The sequence below is a fragment of the Rhodococcus sp. NBC_00297 genome (assembly GCF_036173065.1).
GTDB lineage: Bacteria > Actinomycetota > Actinomycetes > Mycobacteriales > Mycobacteriaceae > Rhodococcoides.
Map to the genome: position 1 here is coordinate 4,502,003 of NZ_CP108041.1, position 16,311 is coordinate 4,518,313.

The following is a 16,311-nucleotide window of genomic DNA, read 5'->3' on the forward strand; positions in this document are numbered from 1 at the left end:
AGAGTTCCAATCGAAAGGTGGGGTGTCGGATCAGATCAGGACGATGCCCTCGGCAACGCCGACGGCGCGGAGATCGCGGTACCAGCGCTCGACCGGGTGCTCCTTGGTGAAACCGTGTCCGCCGAGAAGCTGGACACCGTCGAGGCCGATCTGCATGCCCTTGTCCGTCGCGAGTCGACGGGCGAGCGAGGCCTCGCGTGCGAAGGACAGTCCCTGCTCCGCACGGGACGCACCACGCTGAATGACCAGGCGCAGACCGTCGAGCTCGATCGCGATGTTGGCCACCATGAAGGCGACGGCCTGACGGTTGCTGATCGGCTCGCCGAACGCGGTGCGGTCGTTGACGTAGGGGACCACGTAGTCCAGGACGGCCTTCGATGTGCCGGCGGCCATGGACGCCCAGCCGAGACGCGCGAGCCGGATGGCGTCGGTGTAGTCGGACACGTGGGCGTCCGCGTCGCCGTCGCCCAGCAGGTTGGCCTCGGGTACGGCGACGCCGTCGAGATGCAGTCGGCCGATGCCCGCTGCACGCAGACCCATGCTGGGGTCCGCCTCGACACTCAACCCGGCGCTGTCCGACTCGACGATGAAGAGAGCGGGACGGCCGTCGAGTTCGGCGGCGACGATGAACAGCTCGCAGGCGGCGGCCGACGGCACGAGGCTCTTGACGCCCGTGAGCTTGTAGCCGCTGGGGGAGCGGACCGCCTTGGTCTGCAGCGCGAACGGGTCGAAGAGCGCGCGCGGCTCGTTCACGACGAGAGCCGCACTGGGCACCTTCTCACCCGTGAAGGACGGCAGGTACGTCTTCTGCTGAGTCTCGGTGCCCCACTGCGTGAGCGCCACCGCCACGCCGCTGGGGGCGAGGATCGGCAAGGCCAGGCCCATGTCTCCGTACGCGAGCGCCTCGGCGACGAGGGCGTTGGTGACGGCGCCGCGCTCACTGGCCGCGCCCTCGAGGTTCTCGGGGACGTTGATGAGGGTGATGCCCAGTTCGGCGGCGCGAGCGACGAGGTCGTCCGGCGATGCCGCGGCCTCGTCGGCATCGTGCGCTGCCGGGCGCATGATCTCCTCGGCGAACTCGAGCACCGTCTCGACGATCATCTTCTGCTCGTCGTCGGGAGTCAGGTCGAAGTAGTCGAGTCCCTTGGTCGAGGACTCGGGCAGACGCTCGGGCTTGCCTCCGCCGGACACCTTGGAGAAGGTCCGGGTGGCGGCACCGAGCGTCTTGAAGCCGGTCTTCGTGCTCTCGTACGTGACACGGTCGATCGTCTGGCGCAGGTTGTACTTCTCGGCCAGGTCGGAGCCGGAGAGCTTGGTGAGCACGCGCATCGCGGTTCCGATGGCGTCGCGTCGGATCGGGTTGAGCCCGACCGCTGACGTGTCGCGCACCGGGCGCCGAGACGCATCGGTCTTGGTCGTGGGGGCGCTGTCGTTCTTCGTCATGATCACCCAGCTGTTCTCGGTGTTCGGTCGTGGACGGGACCTATCTTACTCGCCGGTAAGTTCGGTGTCTACCGTCGAGTAAGGTCGGCGCGTCAGGCGCCCGAGGACGGCGTCGTGCAGAAGCGCGTTCGACGCCACCGCACTGCCTCCGTGCGGCCCCGCCGCACCGTCGAGAGCGGTGAAACGGCCGCCCGCCTCCCGTACCAGCACGTCGAGCGGAGCCAGGTCCCACAGTGATACTTCGGGCTCGGCGGCCACATCGATCGATCCCTCGGCGACCAGGCAGTACGAGAGGAAGTCGCCGTAGCCGCGGACGCGCCACACCTCGTCGGTCAGATCCAGGAAGTTCTCTCGCAGACCGGCGTCCTTCCACCCGCTGAGGCTGGAGAATCCCAGGCTCGCCGAGGACGGAGACGCCACCGACGACACCGACAACCGTCGCGGCTCGCCGGCACCGAAGCGTGCGAACGCTCCCAGCCCGTCGGCCGCCCACCATCGCCGCGCGAGAGCGGGAGCGCTGACCACTCCCACGACCGGCACGCCGTCGGAGAGCAGCGCGACCAGCGTCGCCCAGATCGGCACACCGCGGACGAAGCTCTTGGTGCCGTCGATGGGATCGAGCACCCACTGACGCCCGGAGAGGACGGCGTCGCCGCCGAACTCCTCGCCCAACACCGCATCGCCCGGTCGGACCTCGCCGAGCAGCCGCCGGATCTCGGTCTCGACGGCCAGATCCGCGTCCGAGACGGGTGTGAGATCCGGCTTGTCCTCGATGCGCAGGTCCACGGCCAGGAATCGCGCCGTGGTGATGGCGTCGGCCGCGTCCGCGAGACGGAGGGCGAGGGTGAGATCGTCGGCGAGGTCGGTCACGGCACAGGACGTTACTGCGGTGCGGGCCCGTCGGTCGTTGCCGGTAACCTCGGGCGCGTGCATCCTGACGTATCCGCTGACATCGCCGAACTCGACACCACCCTCAAGACCGTGGAGTCGGTGCTCGACATCGAGGAACTCCGTCGCCGGATCGACGAGCTCGAACACCAGGCTGCCGACCCCGAGCTGTGGAACGACCAGGACCACGCCCAGCAGGTGACCAGCGCGTTGTCGCACGCGCAGACCGAGTTGCGGCGGGTCGAGGCACTGCGCCAGCGGCTCGACGATCTTCCGGTGCTGTACGAGCTCGCCGAGGCGGAAGAGGGCGAGGCCGCCGCCGAGGCGCTCGCGGAGGCGGACGCCGAGCGCGTCTCCCTGCACACCGACGTCGAGCTGCTCGAGGTGCGGACCCTGCTGTCGGGTGAGTACGACAAGCGTGACGCGCTGGTCAACATCCGGTCCGGCGCCGGCGGGATCGACGCCGCGGACTGGGCCGAGATGCTGATGCGCATGTACATCCGCTGGGCCGAGAAGCACGGATACGGCGTGGAGGTCTACGACACCTCGTACGCCGAGGAGGCCGGCATCAAGAGCGCCACCTTCGCGGTGAAGGCGCCCTACAGTTACGGAACTCTGTCGATCGAGCAGGGCACGCATCGTCTCGTGCGCATCAGCCCCTTCGACAACCAGGGTCGCCGCCAGACGTCCTTCGCCGAGGTCGAGGTGCTGCCGGTCGTCGAGACCACCGATCACATCGAGATCCCCGAGAACGACATCCGTGTCGACGTGTACCGCTCGTCGGGACCGGGTGGTCAGTCCGTCAACACCACCGACTCCGCCGTGCGGCTCACACACATTCCGACCGGCATCGTCGTCACCTGCCAGAACGAGAAGTCGCAGCTGCAGAACAAGGTGTCCGCCATGCGCGTGCTGCAGGCCAAGCTGCTCGAGGTCAAGCGCAAGGAGGAGCGCGCCGAGATGGACGCCCTCAAGGGCGACGGCGGCAGCTCCTGGGGTAACCAGATGCGCTCGTACGTCCTGCACCCGTACCAGATGGTGAAGGATCTGCGGACCGAGTACGAGGTCAACAACCCGTCCTCGGTGCTCGACGGTGACATCGACGGCTTCATCGAGTCGGGCATCCGCTGGCGTATGCGTGCAGAGCAGGAGTAACAGGTGAGCGCCTTCTGGCCACTGCCTCCCGATTTCGTCTTCTGGCTCCAGAACAACTTCCTCGAGATGATCCTGTGGATCCTCGGCGGCATGCTCGCGGCGCGGGCGGTGGGGTGGGCCGGCGGCAAGATCACCGGCCGCATCGACCGGACCTACCAGCAGACCGACGCGCTCGTGCGCACCGAGGCGGCGAAACACCGCCACTCGGTGGCGCAGGTCGTCACCTGGGTGGTCGTGGCACTCATCTACGTGCTGGTCGCCATCCGGGTCCTGCAGCGCCTCGGCTTCCCGATCACCAGCCTCGTGGCTCCGGCGACCGTGCTCGGTGCCGCGCTCGGTTTCGGTGCCCAGCGCATCGTCCAGGACATCCTGTCCGGGTTCTTCATCATCACCGAGCGTCAGTACGGGTACGGCGACGTGGTCCAGCTCGCGATCACCGGCACCGCGGGCGACGCGATCGGCACCGTCGAGGACGTGACACTGCGCGTCACGCGGGTGCGGTCGGCCGAGGGCGAGGTGATCACCGTGCCCAACGGGCAGATCGTCAAGGCGGTCAACCTGTCGAAGGACTGGGCGCGCGCTGTCATCGACGTGCCGGTGCCGCCGTCCGCGGACCTGTCCCGCGTCACCGAGCTGCTGAAGTCGGTGGGCGAGGAGGCCTACCGCGACGGTCGGCTCACCGAGTTGCTGCTCGACGAGCCCACCGTCATGGGTGTCGAGAGCATCGAGGTGGACCAGGTCAACCTGCGCCTCGTCGCCCGCACCCTGCCGGGCAAGCAGTTCGAGGTGGGACGTGAGCTCCGCGCGCGCATCGCTCTGACACTGCGCAACGACGGCATCACCGTCTCGCCCGAACTCTCCGCCGACCGTCCCGTGGGAGGCGAACTGTGACCTCGAACGAACCCGAGAGCCCGGCGACCGAGCACCCGGACGCTCCGCGATCGACGTTCCGCCCCGGGTGGATGTCGCGCATACCGGCGCGCATCCTCGGCCGTTTCCGCACGACCACCGTGGTGATGGTGCTCGCCTTCCTGGCAGTACTGGTGCTGTGGAACAACGTGCGCTTCGACCCGACCCTCAACGAGAACTCGCCGGTGTACGTCCCGCCCGCACCGTCGTCGTCCGAGGCGCCGCCCCCGGCGGAGACCTACGCCCCGACGACCACCACGTTCCGGTCGACCACGACGCCCGTGCCGACCACAGCCGATCCGGCCTCGCCGCAGGACGGTGTCACGACGACCGCGCCGGCGCCCACGACCACCACCGGCACGACGACGCGAGCGCCCGGGTTCCAGCTGCCGACCATCCCCGGTCTGCCGTTGCCGAGCGGAACGAACTGACCCGCGCGTCGCTGTAGCGGCACCGTCGGGACGCGCGGCTACACTGGCGACCCGTGATCAGCGTGGAGAACGTCTCGAAGTCCTACAAGTCCTCGACTCGACCCGCGCTGGACAATGTGTCGGTGAAGGTGGAGAAGGGCGAGTTCGTCTTCCTCATCGGGCCGTCGGGCTCGGGCAAGTCGACCTTCATGCGCCTGCTCTTGCGCGAGGAGATGCCGACCTCGGGCGACATCACGGTGGCGGACTTCCACGTGAACAAGCTCGTCGGGCGGCGAGTGCCGAAGCTGCGGCAGAGCATGGGATGCGTCTTCCAGGACTTCCGCCTGCTGCAGAACAAGTCGGTGTCGGAGAACGTCGCGTTCGCCCTCGAGGTGATCGGCAAGCCGCGCGGGGTGATCGAGCGGACGGTGCCGGAGGTGCTCGAGCTGGTCGGCCTGTCCGGCAAGGCGGATCGTCTCCCGTCCGAGCTGTCCGGCGGTGAGCAGCAGCGAGTCGCCGTGGCCCGCGCCTTCGTGAACCGGCCGCTCGTGCTGCTCGCGGACGAGCCCACCGGCAACCTGGACCCCGACACCAGCCAGGACATCATGTTGCTGCTCGAGCGCATCAACCGCACGGGCACGACCATCCTCATGGCCACTCACGACAACCACATCGTCGACTCGATGCGTCGCCGCGTCGTCGAGCTCGACAACGGCCGGGTGGTCCGCGACGAGGCACGAGGGGTGTACGGCGTGGGTCGTTAGATCCCGCTCTCGGCTCCGTCCCCTCCTCGCGCCTCGGCGCAACGACCTCTCGAAGAAAGTGTGTGAACCGTGCGCGCTAGTTTCCTTCTCGGCGAAGTTCTCACCGGACTGCGCCGCAACATCACGATGACCATCGCGATGGTGCTGACCACCGCCATCTCCCTCGGTCTGTTCGGTGGTGGCCTGCTGGTCGTGCAGATGGCGGGGAAGACGCAGCAGATCTTCCTGGATCGCGTCGAGGTCCAGATCTTCCTGACCGACGACATCTCGACCACCGACCCGGACTGCACCTCGGGCATCTGCGCCGGCCTCCGCACGGACCTCGAATCGACGCCGTCCGTGGTGTCGGTGCAGTACCTCAACCGGGAGGACGCCGTCGCCGACGCCACCGATCGCGTCTTCAAGGATCAGCCGGAGCTGGCGTCCCTGGTGTCACCCGAGAGCTTCCCCGCGTCGTTCAAGGTGAAGCTCAGCGATCCCGAGCGGTTCGGCGTGATCAACGACGAGTTCGGGGCGCGGCCGGGTGTGCAGAGCGTGCTCAACCAACGCGAACTGGTCGACCGGCTGTTCAGCGTCCTCGCGGGCGTCCGCAACGCCGCGTTCGCGGTGGCTGTGGTCCAGGCCGTCGCGGCGGTACTGCTGATCGCCAACATGGTGCAGATCGCCGCGTTCACCCGTCGGACCGAGGTGGGCATCATGCGCCTGGTCGGCGCCACGCGGTGGTACACGCAGCTGCCCTTCCTGCTCGAGGCCATCGCGGCATCGCTGGTGGGTGCGGTGCTCGCCATCGCCGGACTGTTCACCGCCAAGGCGGCGTTCATCGACTCGGTGCTGGACGACCTGTACCAGGCCAACATCCTGGCTCGGGTGACGACGAGCGACGTCTTGTTGGTCTCGCCGATCCTGCTTCTGGTCGGCGTCGGCATGGCCACGATCACCTCCTACATCACCCTGCGCCTGTACGTCCGGCAGTAGCGCACCCGGCACCCGGAACAAACGGGTGGACGGAGTCCTTATGGTTGTCAGAAGTCACGTCCACCCGCGCCCGAAGGAGTTCCAGCTGTGAAGGAGAAAGGTCGCAAGGCGATTGCGACCAATCGCAAAGCGCGACACAACTACACGATCCTCGACGTCTACGAGGCCGGAGTCGCCCTCGTCGGCACCGAGGTCAAGAGCCTGCGTGACGGGAAGGCGTCGCTGGCCGATGCCTTCGCCACCGTCGACGACGGCGAGGTGTGGCTGCGCGGCCTGCACATTCCCGAGTACATGGCGGGAAGCTGGACCAACCACGCGCCGCGGCGCAACCGCAAGCTCCTGCTGCACAAGCGGGAGATCGAGGTCCTCATCGGCAAGACGCGTGAGGGCAACATGACGCTGGTACCGCTCTCCATGTACTTCAACGAGGGCAAGGTGAAGGTCGAGCTGGCCCTGGCGAAGGGCAAGCAGGACTACGACAAGCGTCAGGACCTGGCTCGCCGAACGGCGGAACGCGAGGTCACCCGTGAACTCGGTCGTCGCATAAAGGGAATGCGCTGACCGCGATCGTCCTCGCGCTGATCGCGGCGCTCGGGTACGGCGTCAGCGACTTCGTCGGAGGAGTCGCGTCCCGACGCGTAGCCGCGCTGCGCGTGGTGATCGTCTCGTACCCGGTCTCGGTACTCGTCGTGGCGGCGGTGATGCCGTTCGTCGGAGGCACTCTCACCGCGTCGTCCGTGGTGTGGGGTGCGTTGTCCGGACTGGCCGGCGGTGTCGCCGTGTGGTGGTTCTACCTGGCACTCGCCGCCGGGCCGATGGCCGTCGTGTCGCCGATCACGGCCGTTCTGGTGGCCGGTGTACCGGTCGGCGTCGGGCTCGTCCTGGGCGAGCGACCCGGCGTCCTTGCATACATCGGCATCGCGTTGGCGCTGGTGGCTGTGCTCATGGTCAGCAAGGAATCACCCGACGACGCCGCAGGTGACGTGGCCGGCGGACGGACTCTGCGATTCACGCCCCGGGTGGCATGGCTGACCGTCGGTTCCGGTCTGGCATTCGCGTTGACGTTCATCTTTCTCGACCGGGCCGGGGAGGACGACGCGGGTCTGTGGCCGTTGCTGGCGAACCGGGTCACCGCCACCGCCCTCGTGTGGGCGGTCGCCCTCGGCACCGGCATGTTCTCGTTCCCCCGTGGCGGCGTTCTGAAGCTGGCCGCCTGGATCGCTCTTCTGGACGTCGCCGCCAACGCCGCGTTGCTCTATGCCTTCCAGGGTGGGCTGCTGTCCCTCGTCAGCGTGATCGCCTCGCTGTATCCCGCCGCGACCGTGCTGCTGGCCATGGTGATGCTGGGGGAGCGGGTGGCCAAGGTGCAGATCGTCGGCATGGTCATCGCCCTGGGCGCGGTCGGGCTGATCACCGCGGGTGCCTGACCACCTGGCGGTAGCTTCGCTCCGGGTGGGCGCCACACTCGAGGTGCTCCTCTGCTACGAATGGAGTGCATGAACACCGAAGCAGGCGCCCGTGTCGTGGTCACCGGAGCGACGGGCTACATCGGCGGTCGACTCGCCCCGCGACTGACGGAGGCCGGCTACCGGGTTCGCGTCCTCGCCCGGTCGCCTCAGAAGCTTCGCGACGTGCCGTGGGCTGCGGACGTCGAGGTGGTGCAGGGCGATCTGAGTGATCGCGAGTCGCTGGACGACGCGTTCCGGGACGTCGACGTCGTCTACTACCTCGTCCACTCCATGGGGGGATCCGACCACTTCGCCGAGGCGGAGCGTCGGAGTGCGGAGAACGTGGCCGAAGCGGCGAAGGCCGCCGGGGTGCAGCGCATCGTGTATCTCGGCGGCCTCCACCCGGTGACCGGCGCGTTGTCCCCGCACCTCGAATCGCGTGCCGAGGTGGGCCGGATCCTCATCGAGTCCGGCGTCTTCACCGTGGTGCTGCAGGCGGGTGTCGTCATCGGCTCCGGATCCGCGTCGTTCGAGATGATCCGGCACCTCACCAATCGACTGCCCGTCATGACGACCCCCAAGTGGGTGCACAACCAGATCCAGCCGATCGCCGTCCGCGACGTGCTGCACTACCTGATCGAGTCGGCGACCGCTCCGTTCGAGACGTCCCGTACCTGGGACATCGGTGGGCCGGACGTCCTGCAGTACGGCGAGATGATGAACGAGTACGCGAGTGTGGCGGGTCTGCGCAAGCGTCGCATGCTGGTGTTGCCGGTGCTGACTCCCCGACTCGCCGGTCACTGGATCGGGTTGGTCACGCCGATCCCACGCGGACTGGCCATGCCCCTCATCGAGTCACTGCAGTACGACGCCATCGCCCACGAACAGGACATCGACACGGTCGTCCCTCCGCCGGAGGGTGGATTGACCACATTCGCCGATTCCGTGCACCTCGCGCTGCGGCGCATCGAGGACGGGGAGGTGGAGACCACGTGGTCCAACGCGACCGATGCCGGCGCCCCCTCCGATCCGCTGCCGTCGGACCCGGACTGGGCCGGCGAGGTGGTGTACGTCGACGAACGTGCGCAGGACTGCAACGCGCCACCGGAACTGCTGTGGGACGTCGTCGAGGGCATCGGTGGTGAGAACGGGTGGTACTCGTTCCCCGCTGCCTGGGTCATCCGCGGCTGGATGGACAAGATCGTCGGGGGCGTGGGACTCAAGCGCGGCCGTCGGGATCCACGTCGGTTGGTCAACGGCGAGGCGCTCGACTGGTGGCGCGTCGAGGAGATCGAGCGCGGGTCGCTGCTGCGTCTGCGCGCCGAGATGAAGGCGCCGGGCGGTGCCTGGCTGGAACTGCGCGTCCTTCCGCGCGACGGCGGGACCCGCTCCCGCTACGAGCAGCGCGCGATCTTCTTCCCGCGGGGGCTGGGCGGACGGCTGTACTGGTTCGCCATCATGCCGTTCCACGGTGTGATCTTCCGCGGAATGCTCGAGAACATCACGGGCAAGGCCGAACGCGCGGCCGACACCGGTGACAAACGGGATGAAACCCGCGTCGGATGACGTTAGACTGACGTGTCCACCGGGAAGACCGGTGGAACGAGACTTCGCCACAGCGGAGGAAAGGGGCTGAACGGTTTCGACTGTGTGCGTCTAGTCAGGGGAAGCGTGCCGGTGCAGGCGAGAGACCACCGCAAGCGTCATCGCAAAAATATAAGCGCCGATTCCAATCAGCGCGACTACGCACTCGCTGCCTAAGTAGCGACTGCGTGTCTGTCAGTCCGATCTTGCCCTCGGGTCGGGTACTGGCATCAGCTAGAGGGCTCACCTGATCACTCGGTCACGGAGTGATGTGGGACATCAAACAGTGGCTGGGATCGTCATCCAGGCTTGTCTGCGAGATCTGGAGATCCGAGTAGAGGCTTAGCAGACTGCGCACGGAGAAGCCCTGGCAAACCGACACAGGACCCGGGTTCGATTCCCGGCAGCTCCACCGAACGGCCGGACACCATCAGGTGTCCGGCCGTCGTCGTGTCACCCCCCTGACGTCCGGCAGTGAGGGCGCGACGTTCGCCACTGCCAGGCATCCAGCGGCCGGAGCGCCCCGAATCAAGAACCATGAGTGTTGACGACGTCGCGGCCCCGACTCTGCACGGGCTCCGGTCCGGGCCCGCCGACTCCACGGTGCTGGTTCTGCACGGCGGCAAGGTGACCAGCCACGACCGTGCCCGTCCGTGGCAGCTGTCGGCTCTGCGCATGGTCCCCTTCACGCGCATGCTCCGGCGCGCGACGGGGCCATCGGTCGCGGTGACCCAGTTGCAGTACCGGTACCGCGGCTGGAACGGCGCCGACCGCAGTCCCGTCGCGGACGCGTGGTGGGCGTGCGAGCAGATCCGCGACACGTACGGACCGGGGACTCCCATCACCGTGCTCGGTCACTCCATGGGCGGTCGCACGGCAGCAGCGATCGCGGGGCACCCCGACGTGGTGGCTCTCGTCGCGCTGGCGCCGTGGTGGCCCGATGGCAGGGAGACCGACACCCTGCGCGCCGATCAGCGCCTGTTGGTCCTGCACGGCACCGTCGACCGGTGGACCGACCCCGTCGCGTCCCGCGCCGCGACCGAACGCGCCGCCGCGCGCGGTGTCGACGCCTTGTTCGTTCCGATGGCGGGAGCGGGTCACTTCATGCTTCGATCACCGCGGACATGGTCGCGGCGGGTACGGGAGTTCGTCGTCGACCAATCGCGCGAGGTGTCGTCTACGAAACCCGAGTGACACTGCGAGCGGTCCGACGCACAGCGGCCGGCCGATCGCATCACGTAGGGAGAAGACACATGGCTCACGATGCTCACACCGACCGGCGCATCGCCGTGGTCGGCGCCGGCGTCGCCGGCCTCACGGCAGCGTACGTGCTGTCGAAGACTGCTCGCGTCACGCTGTACGAGGCCGACGGCCGTCTCGGCGGTCACGCGGACACCCACGTCGTGTCCACCCCGCAGGGTGATCTGCCCGTGGACACGGGCTTCATCGTCCACAACGACCGGACATACCCGACACTGCAGCGACTGTTTCGCGAATTGGACATTCCGACACAGGAATCGGACATGAGCATGTCGATCCGCTGCGACGGATGCGGGCTCGAGTACTCGGGTGGGCAGGGCCTCTCCGGGCTGATCCCCGGCCCCGGCAGCGTGGTCCGCGGTCGCTACCTGCGGATGCTGCTCGAGGTCACCCGCTTCCACCGTGTCGCCCGTGCGCTGCTCGCGTCCGACGACGATGATGCGACGGTCGCCGATGTGCTTGCCCGGCACGAGTTCTCGCAGTACTTCGAATCGCACTTCATGACGCCCCTCGTGTCCGCCGTGTGGTCGTGCGAGCCGTCACGGGCCCTGGACTACCCGGCCCGGTACCTCTTCTCGTTTCTCGAGCATCACGGGATGCTCGGCGTCGGCGGTTCGCCGACCTGGCGCACCGTGACCGGTGGATCCGCCCGCTACGTCGAGCGTGTCGCCGAGACGATTGCCGACATCCGTTCGGGCACACCGGTGGCCGCCATCCGGCGGGGCGACCAGTCGGTCGAGATCGAGGACGCCTCCGGGCACACGGAGACGGTCGATGCCGTCGTCGTCGCGACGCATCCCCAGCAGGCGCTGAAGATGCTCGCTGAGCCCACCTCGACGGAGCACCTCGTTCTCGGTGCCATGCCGTACTCGCCCAACGTGGCTCGGCTCCACACCGACGAGAGCGTGCTCCCGCGTCTGCGGCGTGCCCGCGCCTCGTGGAACTACCGCATGCCGGCGTGCGATGCGGCGCCGGGCGGAGTGGTGGTCACCTATGACATGTCACGGCTGCAGCGGCTGCCCGACACCGGCTCCCGGTACCTCGTGACGTTGGGCGACGAGGACGATCCCACGGCCGAGGGTGCCGCACTCGACCCGTCCGCCGTGCTCGAGACGATGCGGTACGAGCATCCCCTCTACACGTCCGAGTCGGTCGCCGCGCAGGCGCGACTCGGCGAGCTCGACACCGACCTGGTCGCTTTCGCGGGCGCCTACCACGGGTGGGGCTTCCACGAGGACGGTGCGGCCTCGGGCCTGCGCGCGGCGGAACGTCTGGGCGGGGTCTGGGCATGACCGCCGTCGACACCCGCGCCGCTGCCGGTACTCGCACCGCCATGATCTACGAGACCTCCATCAGGCACGTGCGGCGCGAGCCGATCGAGAACGAGTTCACGTATCGCAGCTACTCGTGGTTCGTCGACATCGACGCACTCCCGTCGCTGCCCGGCCCGCTCGCGCCGTTCGCGAAGATCGACGCCGCCGACCACGTGGGCGATCCGTCGGCGACGCTGCGGGCCAACCTCGACGACTTCCTCCGGGCACACGGCCGGGTACCCGTCGCGGGGCGGATCACGATGCTGACCAACGCTCGTGTTCTCGGGTACGTCTTCAACCCCCTGACGGTCTACTGGCTGCACGATGTCGCCGGCCGCGTCGAGCACGTGGTCGCCGAGGTGCACAACACCTACGGCGAACGTCACCGCTACCTGCTGGACACGGACGCGCGCGGGGCGGCGCGCACGCCCAAGGAGTTCTACGTCTCGCCGTTCAACGACGTCAGCGGGGAGTACGCGATGCGCCTCCCGGAGCCCGACGGCTCCCTCGCCCTGTCGATCACGCTGCTCCGGGACGGGCACCCCCCGTTCGTCGCGGTCATGTCCGGCACCGGACGCCCCGCGACGACGGGCCGCGTCCTGGGCGTTCTCGCACGAGCCCCCCTCGCCCCGCACGTGGTCACCGCGCGCATCCGGCGTCAGGGGATCGGGTTGTGGGCGCGTGGGCTCCGCACGGTTCCGCGTCCGCCGGTGCGCGGCGACGTACCCGCCGTGGTGGACCGGCACGGTCCGCTCTCCACTCCGCTCGGCTCGGCAGTACCCCCTCGATCAGAAGGCACCAGGATGACTCAGTACGCCGTGGCATCGACCGTCGACGCCGAACGTTGGCCCTCCATCGCGACGGCGCCGGTCACCGTCAAGGCGCGCCTCGCCGCGCCCGTCGCCGACGCTCTCTTCCGCAGGGCGGCAGAACATCTCGCGATCCGGGTCGAGATGCCGAACGGCGTCGTCATCGGAGGTGGCGCGAACGATCCCACCGCCCCGGTGATGACGATCCACCGCCCACGCGACTTCGCGGCGCGCGTGGGGGAGAGTGGGCTCATCGGATTCGGTGAGGCCTACATGGCCGGCGACTGGGACGCGCCCGACCTCACGGCGGCACTCGGTGTCTTCGCCGAACGCATGGCGACCCTCATCCCGAAGTGGTTGCAACGCCTGCGCGGCCTGTACATCCCCAAGCAGCCGGTCTCCGAGACCAACACCACGAGCAACACGCGCTCGAACATCTCGCGCCACTACGACCTGTCGAACGAGATGTTCGAACTGTTCCTGGACGAGACCATGACCTACTCGAGTGCGCTGTTCCCGTCGCTGACCCCGCAGCCCGGATGGGACGACATCGCCGCCGCCCAGCGGTCCAAGATCGATCGACTGCTCGATCGCGCGGGGGTGACCGCGGGAACACGCGTTCTGGAGATCGGCACGGGCTGGGGCGAACTCGCCATCCGCGCCGCCGAACGCGGTGCCACGGTGCGGTCGGTGACCCTGTCCACCGAGCAACTGGAACTCGCGTGCAAGCGCATCGACGCCGCCGGCCACGCCGACCGGGTCCAGGTCGATCTCCTGGACTACCGGCTGGTCGACGGCGAGTACGACGCGATCGTGTCCGTCGAGATGATCGAGGCCGTGGGACACCAGTACTGGGGCGAGTACTTCCGCACCATCGACTCGTTGCTCGCCCCCGGAGGCAAGGTGGCGATCCAGGCCATCACCATGCCGCACGAGCGCATGCTGGCCACGCGCAACACGTACACGTGGGTACACAAGTACATCTTCCCCGGCGGGTTCCTCCCGTCGATCCGCGCGATCGAGAGCATCACCGAGAAGGAGACGACGCTGCGCGTGCGAGAGCGTCTGTCCATCGGCGACCACTACGCCCGCACCCTGCGCCTGTGGGACGAGCGCTTCCACGCGCACGCCGAGGAGGCCCGGATGCTGGGCTTCGACGACGTGTTCGCCCGCATGTGGCACTTCTACCTCTGCTATTCCGAGGCCGGTTTCGGCTCCGGCTACATCGATGTCCAGCAGATCCTGCTCGAACGAAGGAGCGACCGATGACCGGCACCCCCACCGTGGCCGCACGGCTCGAAGACCTGATCGCCCCCTTCGTCGGCGGCGCGCTGCCGGTGCACCTGACTGCGTGGGACGGCTCGACCGCCGGCCCCACCGACGCGCCGAAGGTGACGCTGTACAGCCCGAACGTCCTGCGACGGTTGCTGTGGAGCCCGGGGGAACTGGGTGCTGCTCAGGCGTACGTCACCGGTGAACTCGACGTGGAAGGTGACCTCGACGAGGCGCTGACGCACGTGTGGGACGTGGTGCGCACCCGTCGGCTGACGGCCGTGCGGCCCAGCCCGAAGGCGATCGTCGAGCTCGTCCGCACCGCGGCGTCGCTCGGTGTCGTCGGGGTGAAGCAGGCCCGCCCTCTTCCCGCCCCCGCCTCGCAGGCGGTCATCAAGGGTCGGCTGCACTCGCTGGTGCGCGATCGCGCGGCGATCAGCCACCACTACGACCTGTCGAACGAGTTCTACGAGATGGTGCTCGACCCGCAGATGGCGTACTCGAGCGGCTACTGGACGTCGGACTCGCCCGACTACGGCCTCGAGGACGCGCAGCGCGACAAGCTCGACCTCGTGTGCCGCAAGATCGGCCTCGGCCGCCCCGGAATGCGGTTCCTCGACGTCGGGTGCGGATGGGGGTCGCTGAGCCTGCACGCGGCGGAACATTTCGACGCGCAGGTCGTCGGCGTCACCATCTCCCGCGAGCAGAAGGCCTTCATCGACAAGCGCATCGCGGACCGCGGCCTGCAGGACCGGGTGGAGATCCGCATCCAGGACTACCGAGAGGTGCCCGACGGCCCCTTCGACGCCGTCGCGTCCATCGAGATGGGCGAGCACGTCGGCGAGAAGAACTATCCGATCTACGCGAAGGCGCTGCACGACAACGTGGTGCCCGGCGGCCGGGTGCTGGTGCAGCAGATGTCGCGCAAGGCGGGGGACAACCCTGGCGGCGGTGCCTTCATCGAGTCGTTCATCGCCCCCGACATGTACATGCGGCCCGTGGGTGCGACGGTCGCCATGATCGAGGAGTCGGGTCTCGAGGTCCGCGACGTGCACGCCCTGCGCGAGCACTACGTCCGCACCGTCGACGCCTGGTACGCGACCTTCGAGAGCCGCTGGGACGATCTGGTCGCACTCGTCGGAGACGAGGTGGCGCGGGTGTGGCGTCTGTACCTCGTGGGCGGCGGAATGGCGTTCCGCGACGGCCGGATGGGTGTCGACCAGATCCTGTCCGTCCGCCCCGACGACCGCGGCGTGTCCTCGATGCCGCTGGTGCGGACGCACGGATGACGGACTTCTCCTGGTCCGATCTGGCCGTCGTGTCGGCGTTCTCCCTGCTGGCGGTGGCGGTTGTCCTCACCGTCACCGCGGTCGTCGGCTTCCGTATCGGTCGGCACAACGTGGTCGACGTGAGCTGGGGGGCAGGCTTCGTCGCGGTGGCGATCGCCGCGGCACTGGCCGGGTCTGGCGACGGGTGGCGGCGAGTGCTGATGCTGGTGCTCGTCGGAGCCTGGGGCACCCGTCTCGCGGTCTCGATGTTCCGCCGCTCACGGGGCAAGGGCGAGGACCCGCGGTACGAGAAGATGCTGTCGAACGCGCCGGGCAGCCCCGCTGTGTACGCGATCCGCAAGATCTATCTCACGCAGGGTGTCGCGCTGTGGTTCGTGTCGCTGCCGGTGCAGGTCGCCGCCGTGTCCGACGGATCGTTCGGCGTCGTCTCTGCGGTGGGCGTCGCTCTGTGGGTCCTGGGCATCGTCTTCGAGACGGTGGGGGATCGTCAGATGGACGCCTTCAAGGCGGACGCGTCCCGCAAGGGCACCATCATGGACCGGGGCTTGTGGCGGTACACGCGCCACCCCAACTACTTCGGTGATGCCTGTGTCTGGTGGGGCATCTTCCTGGTCTCCGCGGCGCACTGGCCCGGTGTGCTGACCGTCCTCTCGCCGGTTGCCATGACGTACTTCCTCGTGTTCGCGACGGGTGCGCGGCTGCTCGAGCAGCACATGGCGGAGCGGCCTGGATATCGCGAGTACCAGCAGCGCACCAGCTACTTCGTTCCGCTCCCGCCCCGCAAGGCCTGAG

15 protein-coding genes, 1 other RNA gene and 1 pseudogene are annotated in these 16,311 nt (G+C 68.3%); 15 read left to right on the forward strand and 2 right to left on the reverse strand.

Annotated features, from left to right (window positions below; translation table 11 throughout):
• Nucleotides 1-30: 30 nt before the first annotated feature.
• Together OG947_RS21205 and OG947_RS21210 are read right to left on the reverse strand one after the other, a co-directional pair.
• The gene (locus OG947_RS21205; protein ID WP_027506817.1) at nt 31-1,449 is read right to left on the reverse strand and encodes an acyl-CoA dehydrogenase family protein; all 1,419 of its coding nucleotides are present in this window, start codon (nt 1,447-1,449) and stop codon (nt 31-33) included.
• A gap of 39 nt (nt 1,450-1,488) precedes the next feature.
• A complete protein-coding gene (locus tag OG947_RS21210) occupies nt 1,489-2,313 on the reverse strand; it encodes an inositol monophosphatase family protein (RefSeq protein ID WP_051613595.1) in 825 nt (274 codons plus the stop codon).
• A 57-nt stretch (nt 2,314-2,370) separates the two neighbouring features.
• Between OG947_RS21210 and prfB the strand changes: the two genes are divergently transcribed.
• The 15 genes and pseudogenes from prfB to OG947_RS21285 all read left to right on the forward strand — a co-directional run bounded on the left by prfB (nt 2,371) and on the right by OG947_RS21285 (nt 16,310).
• Nucleotides 2,371-3,486, forward strand: a complete 1,116-nt coding sequence (gene prfB / locus OG947_RS21215; protein ID WP_027506816.1) for a peptide chain release factor 2 — start codon at nt 2,371-2,373, stop codon at nt 3,484-3,486.
• A gap of 66 nt (nt 3,487-3,552) precedes the next feature.
• Nucleotides 3,553-4,377, forward strand: a complete 825-nt coding sequence (locus tag OG947_RS21220) for a mechanosensitive ion channel family protein (protein ID WP_328814084.1) — start codon at nt 3,553-3,555, stop codon at nt 4,375-4,377.
• Nucleotides 4,374-4,826: a hypothetical protein gene (locus OG947_RS21225; RefSeq protein ID WP_328812817.1), complete on the forward strand. Its 453-nt coding sequence runs from the start codon at nt 4,374-4,376 to the stop codon at nt 4,824-4,826. The genes OG947_RS21220 and OG947_RS21225 overlap by 4 nt, the downstream gene beginning before the upstream one ends.
• 53 nt (nt 4,827-4,879) lie before the next feature.
• Nucleotides 4,880-5,569, forward strand: coding sequence for a cell division ATP-binding protein FtsE (ftsE, locus tag OG947_RS21230; RefSeq protein WP_328812818.1), 690 nt, complete (start codon nt 4,880-4,882; stop codon nt 5,567-5,569).
• Nucleotides 5,570-5,638: 69 nt separating this feature from the next.
• Complete coding sequence (gene ftsX, locus OG947_RS21235) at nt 5,639-6,544, forward strand: permease-like cell division protein FtsX (RefSeq protein ID WP_027506812.1); 906 nt, start codon at nt 5,639-5,641, stop codon at nt 6,542-6,544.
• An 87-nt stretch (nt 6,545-6,631) separates the two neighbouring features.
• Complete coding sequence (gene smpB / locus OG947_RS21240; protein WP_027506811.1) at nt 6,632-7,105, forward strand: SsrA-binding protein SmpB; 474 nt, start codon at nt 6,632-6,634, stop codon at nt 7,103-7,105.
• On the forward strand, nt 7,102-7,971 hold the full coding sequence (locus tag OG947_RS21245) for a DMT family transporter (RefSeq protein ID WP_155957108.1): 870 nt from the start codon (nt 7,102-7,104) through the stop codon (nt 7,969-7,971). The genes smpB and OG947_RS21245 overlap by 4 nt, the downstream gene beginning before the upstream one ends.
• 69 nt (nt 7,972-8,040) lie before the next feature.
• Nucleotides 8,041-9,558: an SDR family oxidoreductase gene (locus tag OG947_RS21250; RefSeq protein ID WP_051613594.1), complete on the forward strand. Its 1,518-nt coding sequence runs from the start codon at nt 8,041-8,043 to the stop codon at nt 9,556-9,558.
• A gap of 62 nt (nt 9,559-9,620) precedes the next feature.
• Nucleotides 9,621-9,991: a transfer-messenger RNA gene (ssrA, locus tag OG947_RS21255) on the forward strand.
• Between the two features lie 122 nt (nt 9,992-10,113).
• Entirely contained in the window at nt 10,114-10,770 is a 657-nt protein-coding gene (locus OG947_RS21260; protein ID WP_328812819.1) for an alpha/beta fold hydrolase, read from the forward strand.
• Between the two features lie 59 nt (nt 10,771-10,829).
• Nucleotides 10,830-12,128, forward strand: coding sequence for an NAD(P)/FAD-dependent oxidoreductase (locus OG947_RS21265; protein WP_328812820.1), 1,299 nt, complete (start codon nt 10,830-10,832; stop codon nt 12,126-12,128).
• Between the two features lie 41 nt (nt 12,129-12,169).
• Nucleotides 12,170-12,796: pseudogene (locus tag OG947_RS21270) on the forward strand (DUF1365 domain-containing protein); the annotation flags it as partial.
• A gap of 156 nt (nt 12,797-12,952) precedes the next feature.
• Nucleotides 12,953-14,227 carry an SAM-dependent methyltransferase gene (locus OG947_RS21275; protein WP_056448067.1) on the forward strand — a complete coding sequence of 425 codons (1,275 nt, stop codon included), beginning with the start codon at nt 12,953-12,955 and terminating at the stop codon, nt 14,225-14,227.
• Entirely contained in the window at nt 14,224-15,519 is a 1,296-nt protein-coding gene (locus tag OG947_RS21280) for an SAM-dependent methyltransferase (protein ID WP_027506806.1), read from the forward strand. The genes OG947_RS21275 and OG947_RS21280 overlap by 4 nt, the downstream gene beginning before the upstream one ends.
• Nucleotides 15,516-16,310, forward strand: a complete 795-nt coding sequence (locus OG947_RS21285) for a DUF1295 domain-containing protein (protein ID WP_056447886.1) — start codon at nt 15,516-15,518, stop codon at nt 16,308-16,310. The genes OG947_RS21280 and OG947_RS21285 overlap by 4 nt, the downstream gene beginning before the upstream one ends.
• The last annotated feature ends 1 nt before the right edge of the window (nt 16,311 follow it).

Excerpts from the sequence above, each read along its gene's own strand:
- OG947_RS21220 (WP_328814084.1), top strand. The coding sequence starts at position 3,553 with ATGATCCTGTGGATCCTCGGCGGCATGCTCGCGGCGCGGGCGGTGGGG.
- OG947_RS21250 (WP_051613594.1), top strand. The coding sequence starts at position 8,041 with ATGAACACCGAAGCAGGCGCCCGTGTCGTGGTCACCGGAGCGACGGGC.
- OG947_RS21260 (WP_328812819.1), top strand. The coding sequence starts at position 10,114 with ATGAGTGTTGACGACGTCGCGGCCCCGACTCTGCACGGGCTCCGGTCC.
- OG947_RS21265 (WP_328812820.1), top strand. The coding sequence starts at position 10,830 with ATGGCTCACGATGCTCACACCGACCGGCGCATCGCCGTGGTCGGCGCC.
- OG947_RS21275 (WP_056448067.1), top strand. The coding sequence starts at position 12,953 with ATGACTCAGTACGCCGTGGCATCGACCGTCGACGCCGAACGTTGGCCC.
- OG947_RS21280 (WP_027506806.1), top strand. The coding sequence starts at position 14,224 with ATGACCGGCACCCCCACCGTGGCCGCACGGCTCGAAGACCTGATCGCC.
- OG947_RS21285 (WP_056447886.1), top strand. The coding sequence starts at position 15,516 with ATGACGGACTTCTCCTGGTCCGATCTGGCCGTCGTGTCGGCGTTCTCC.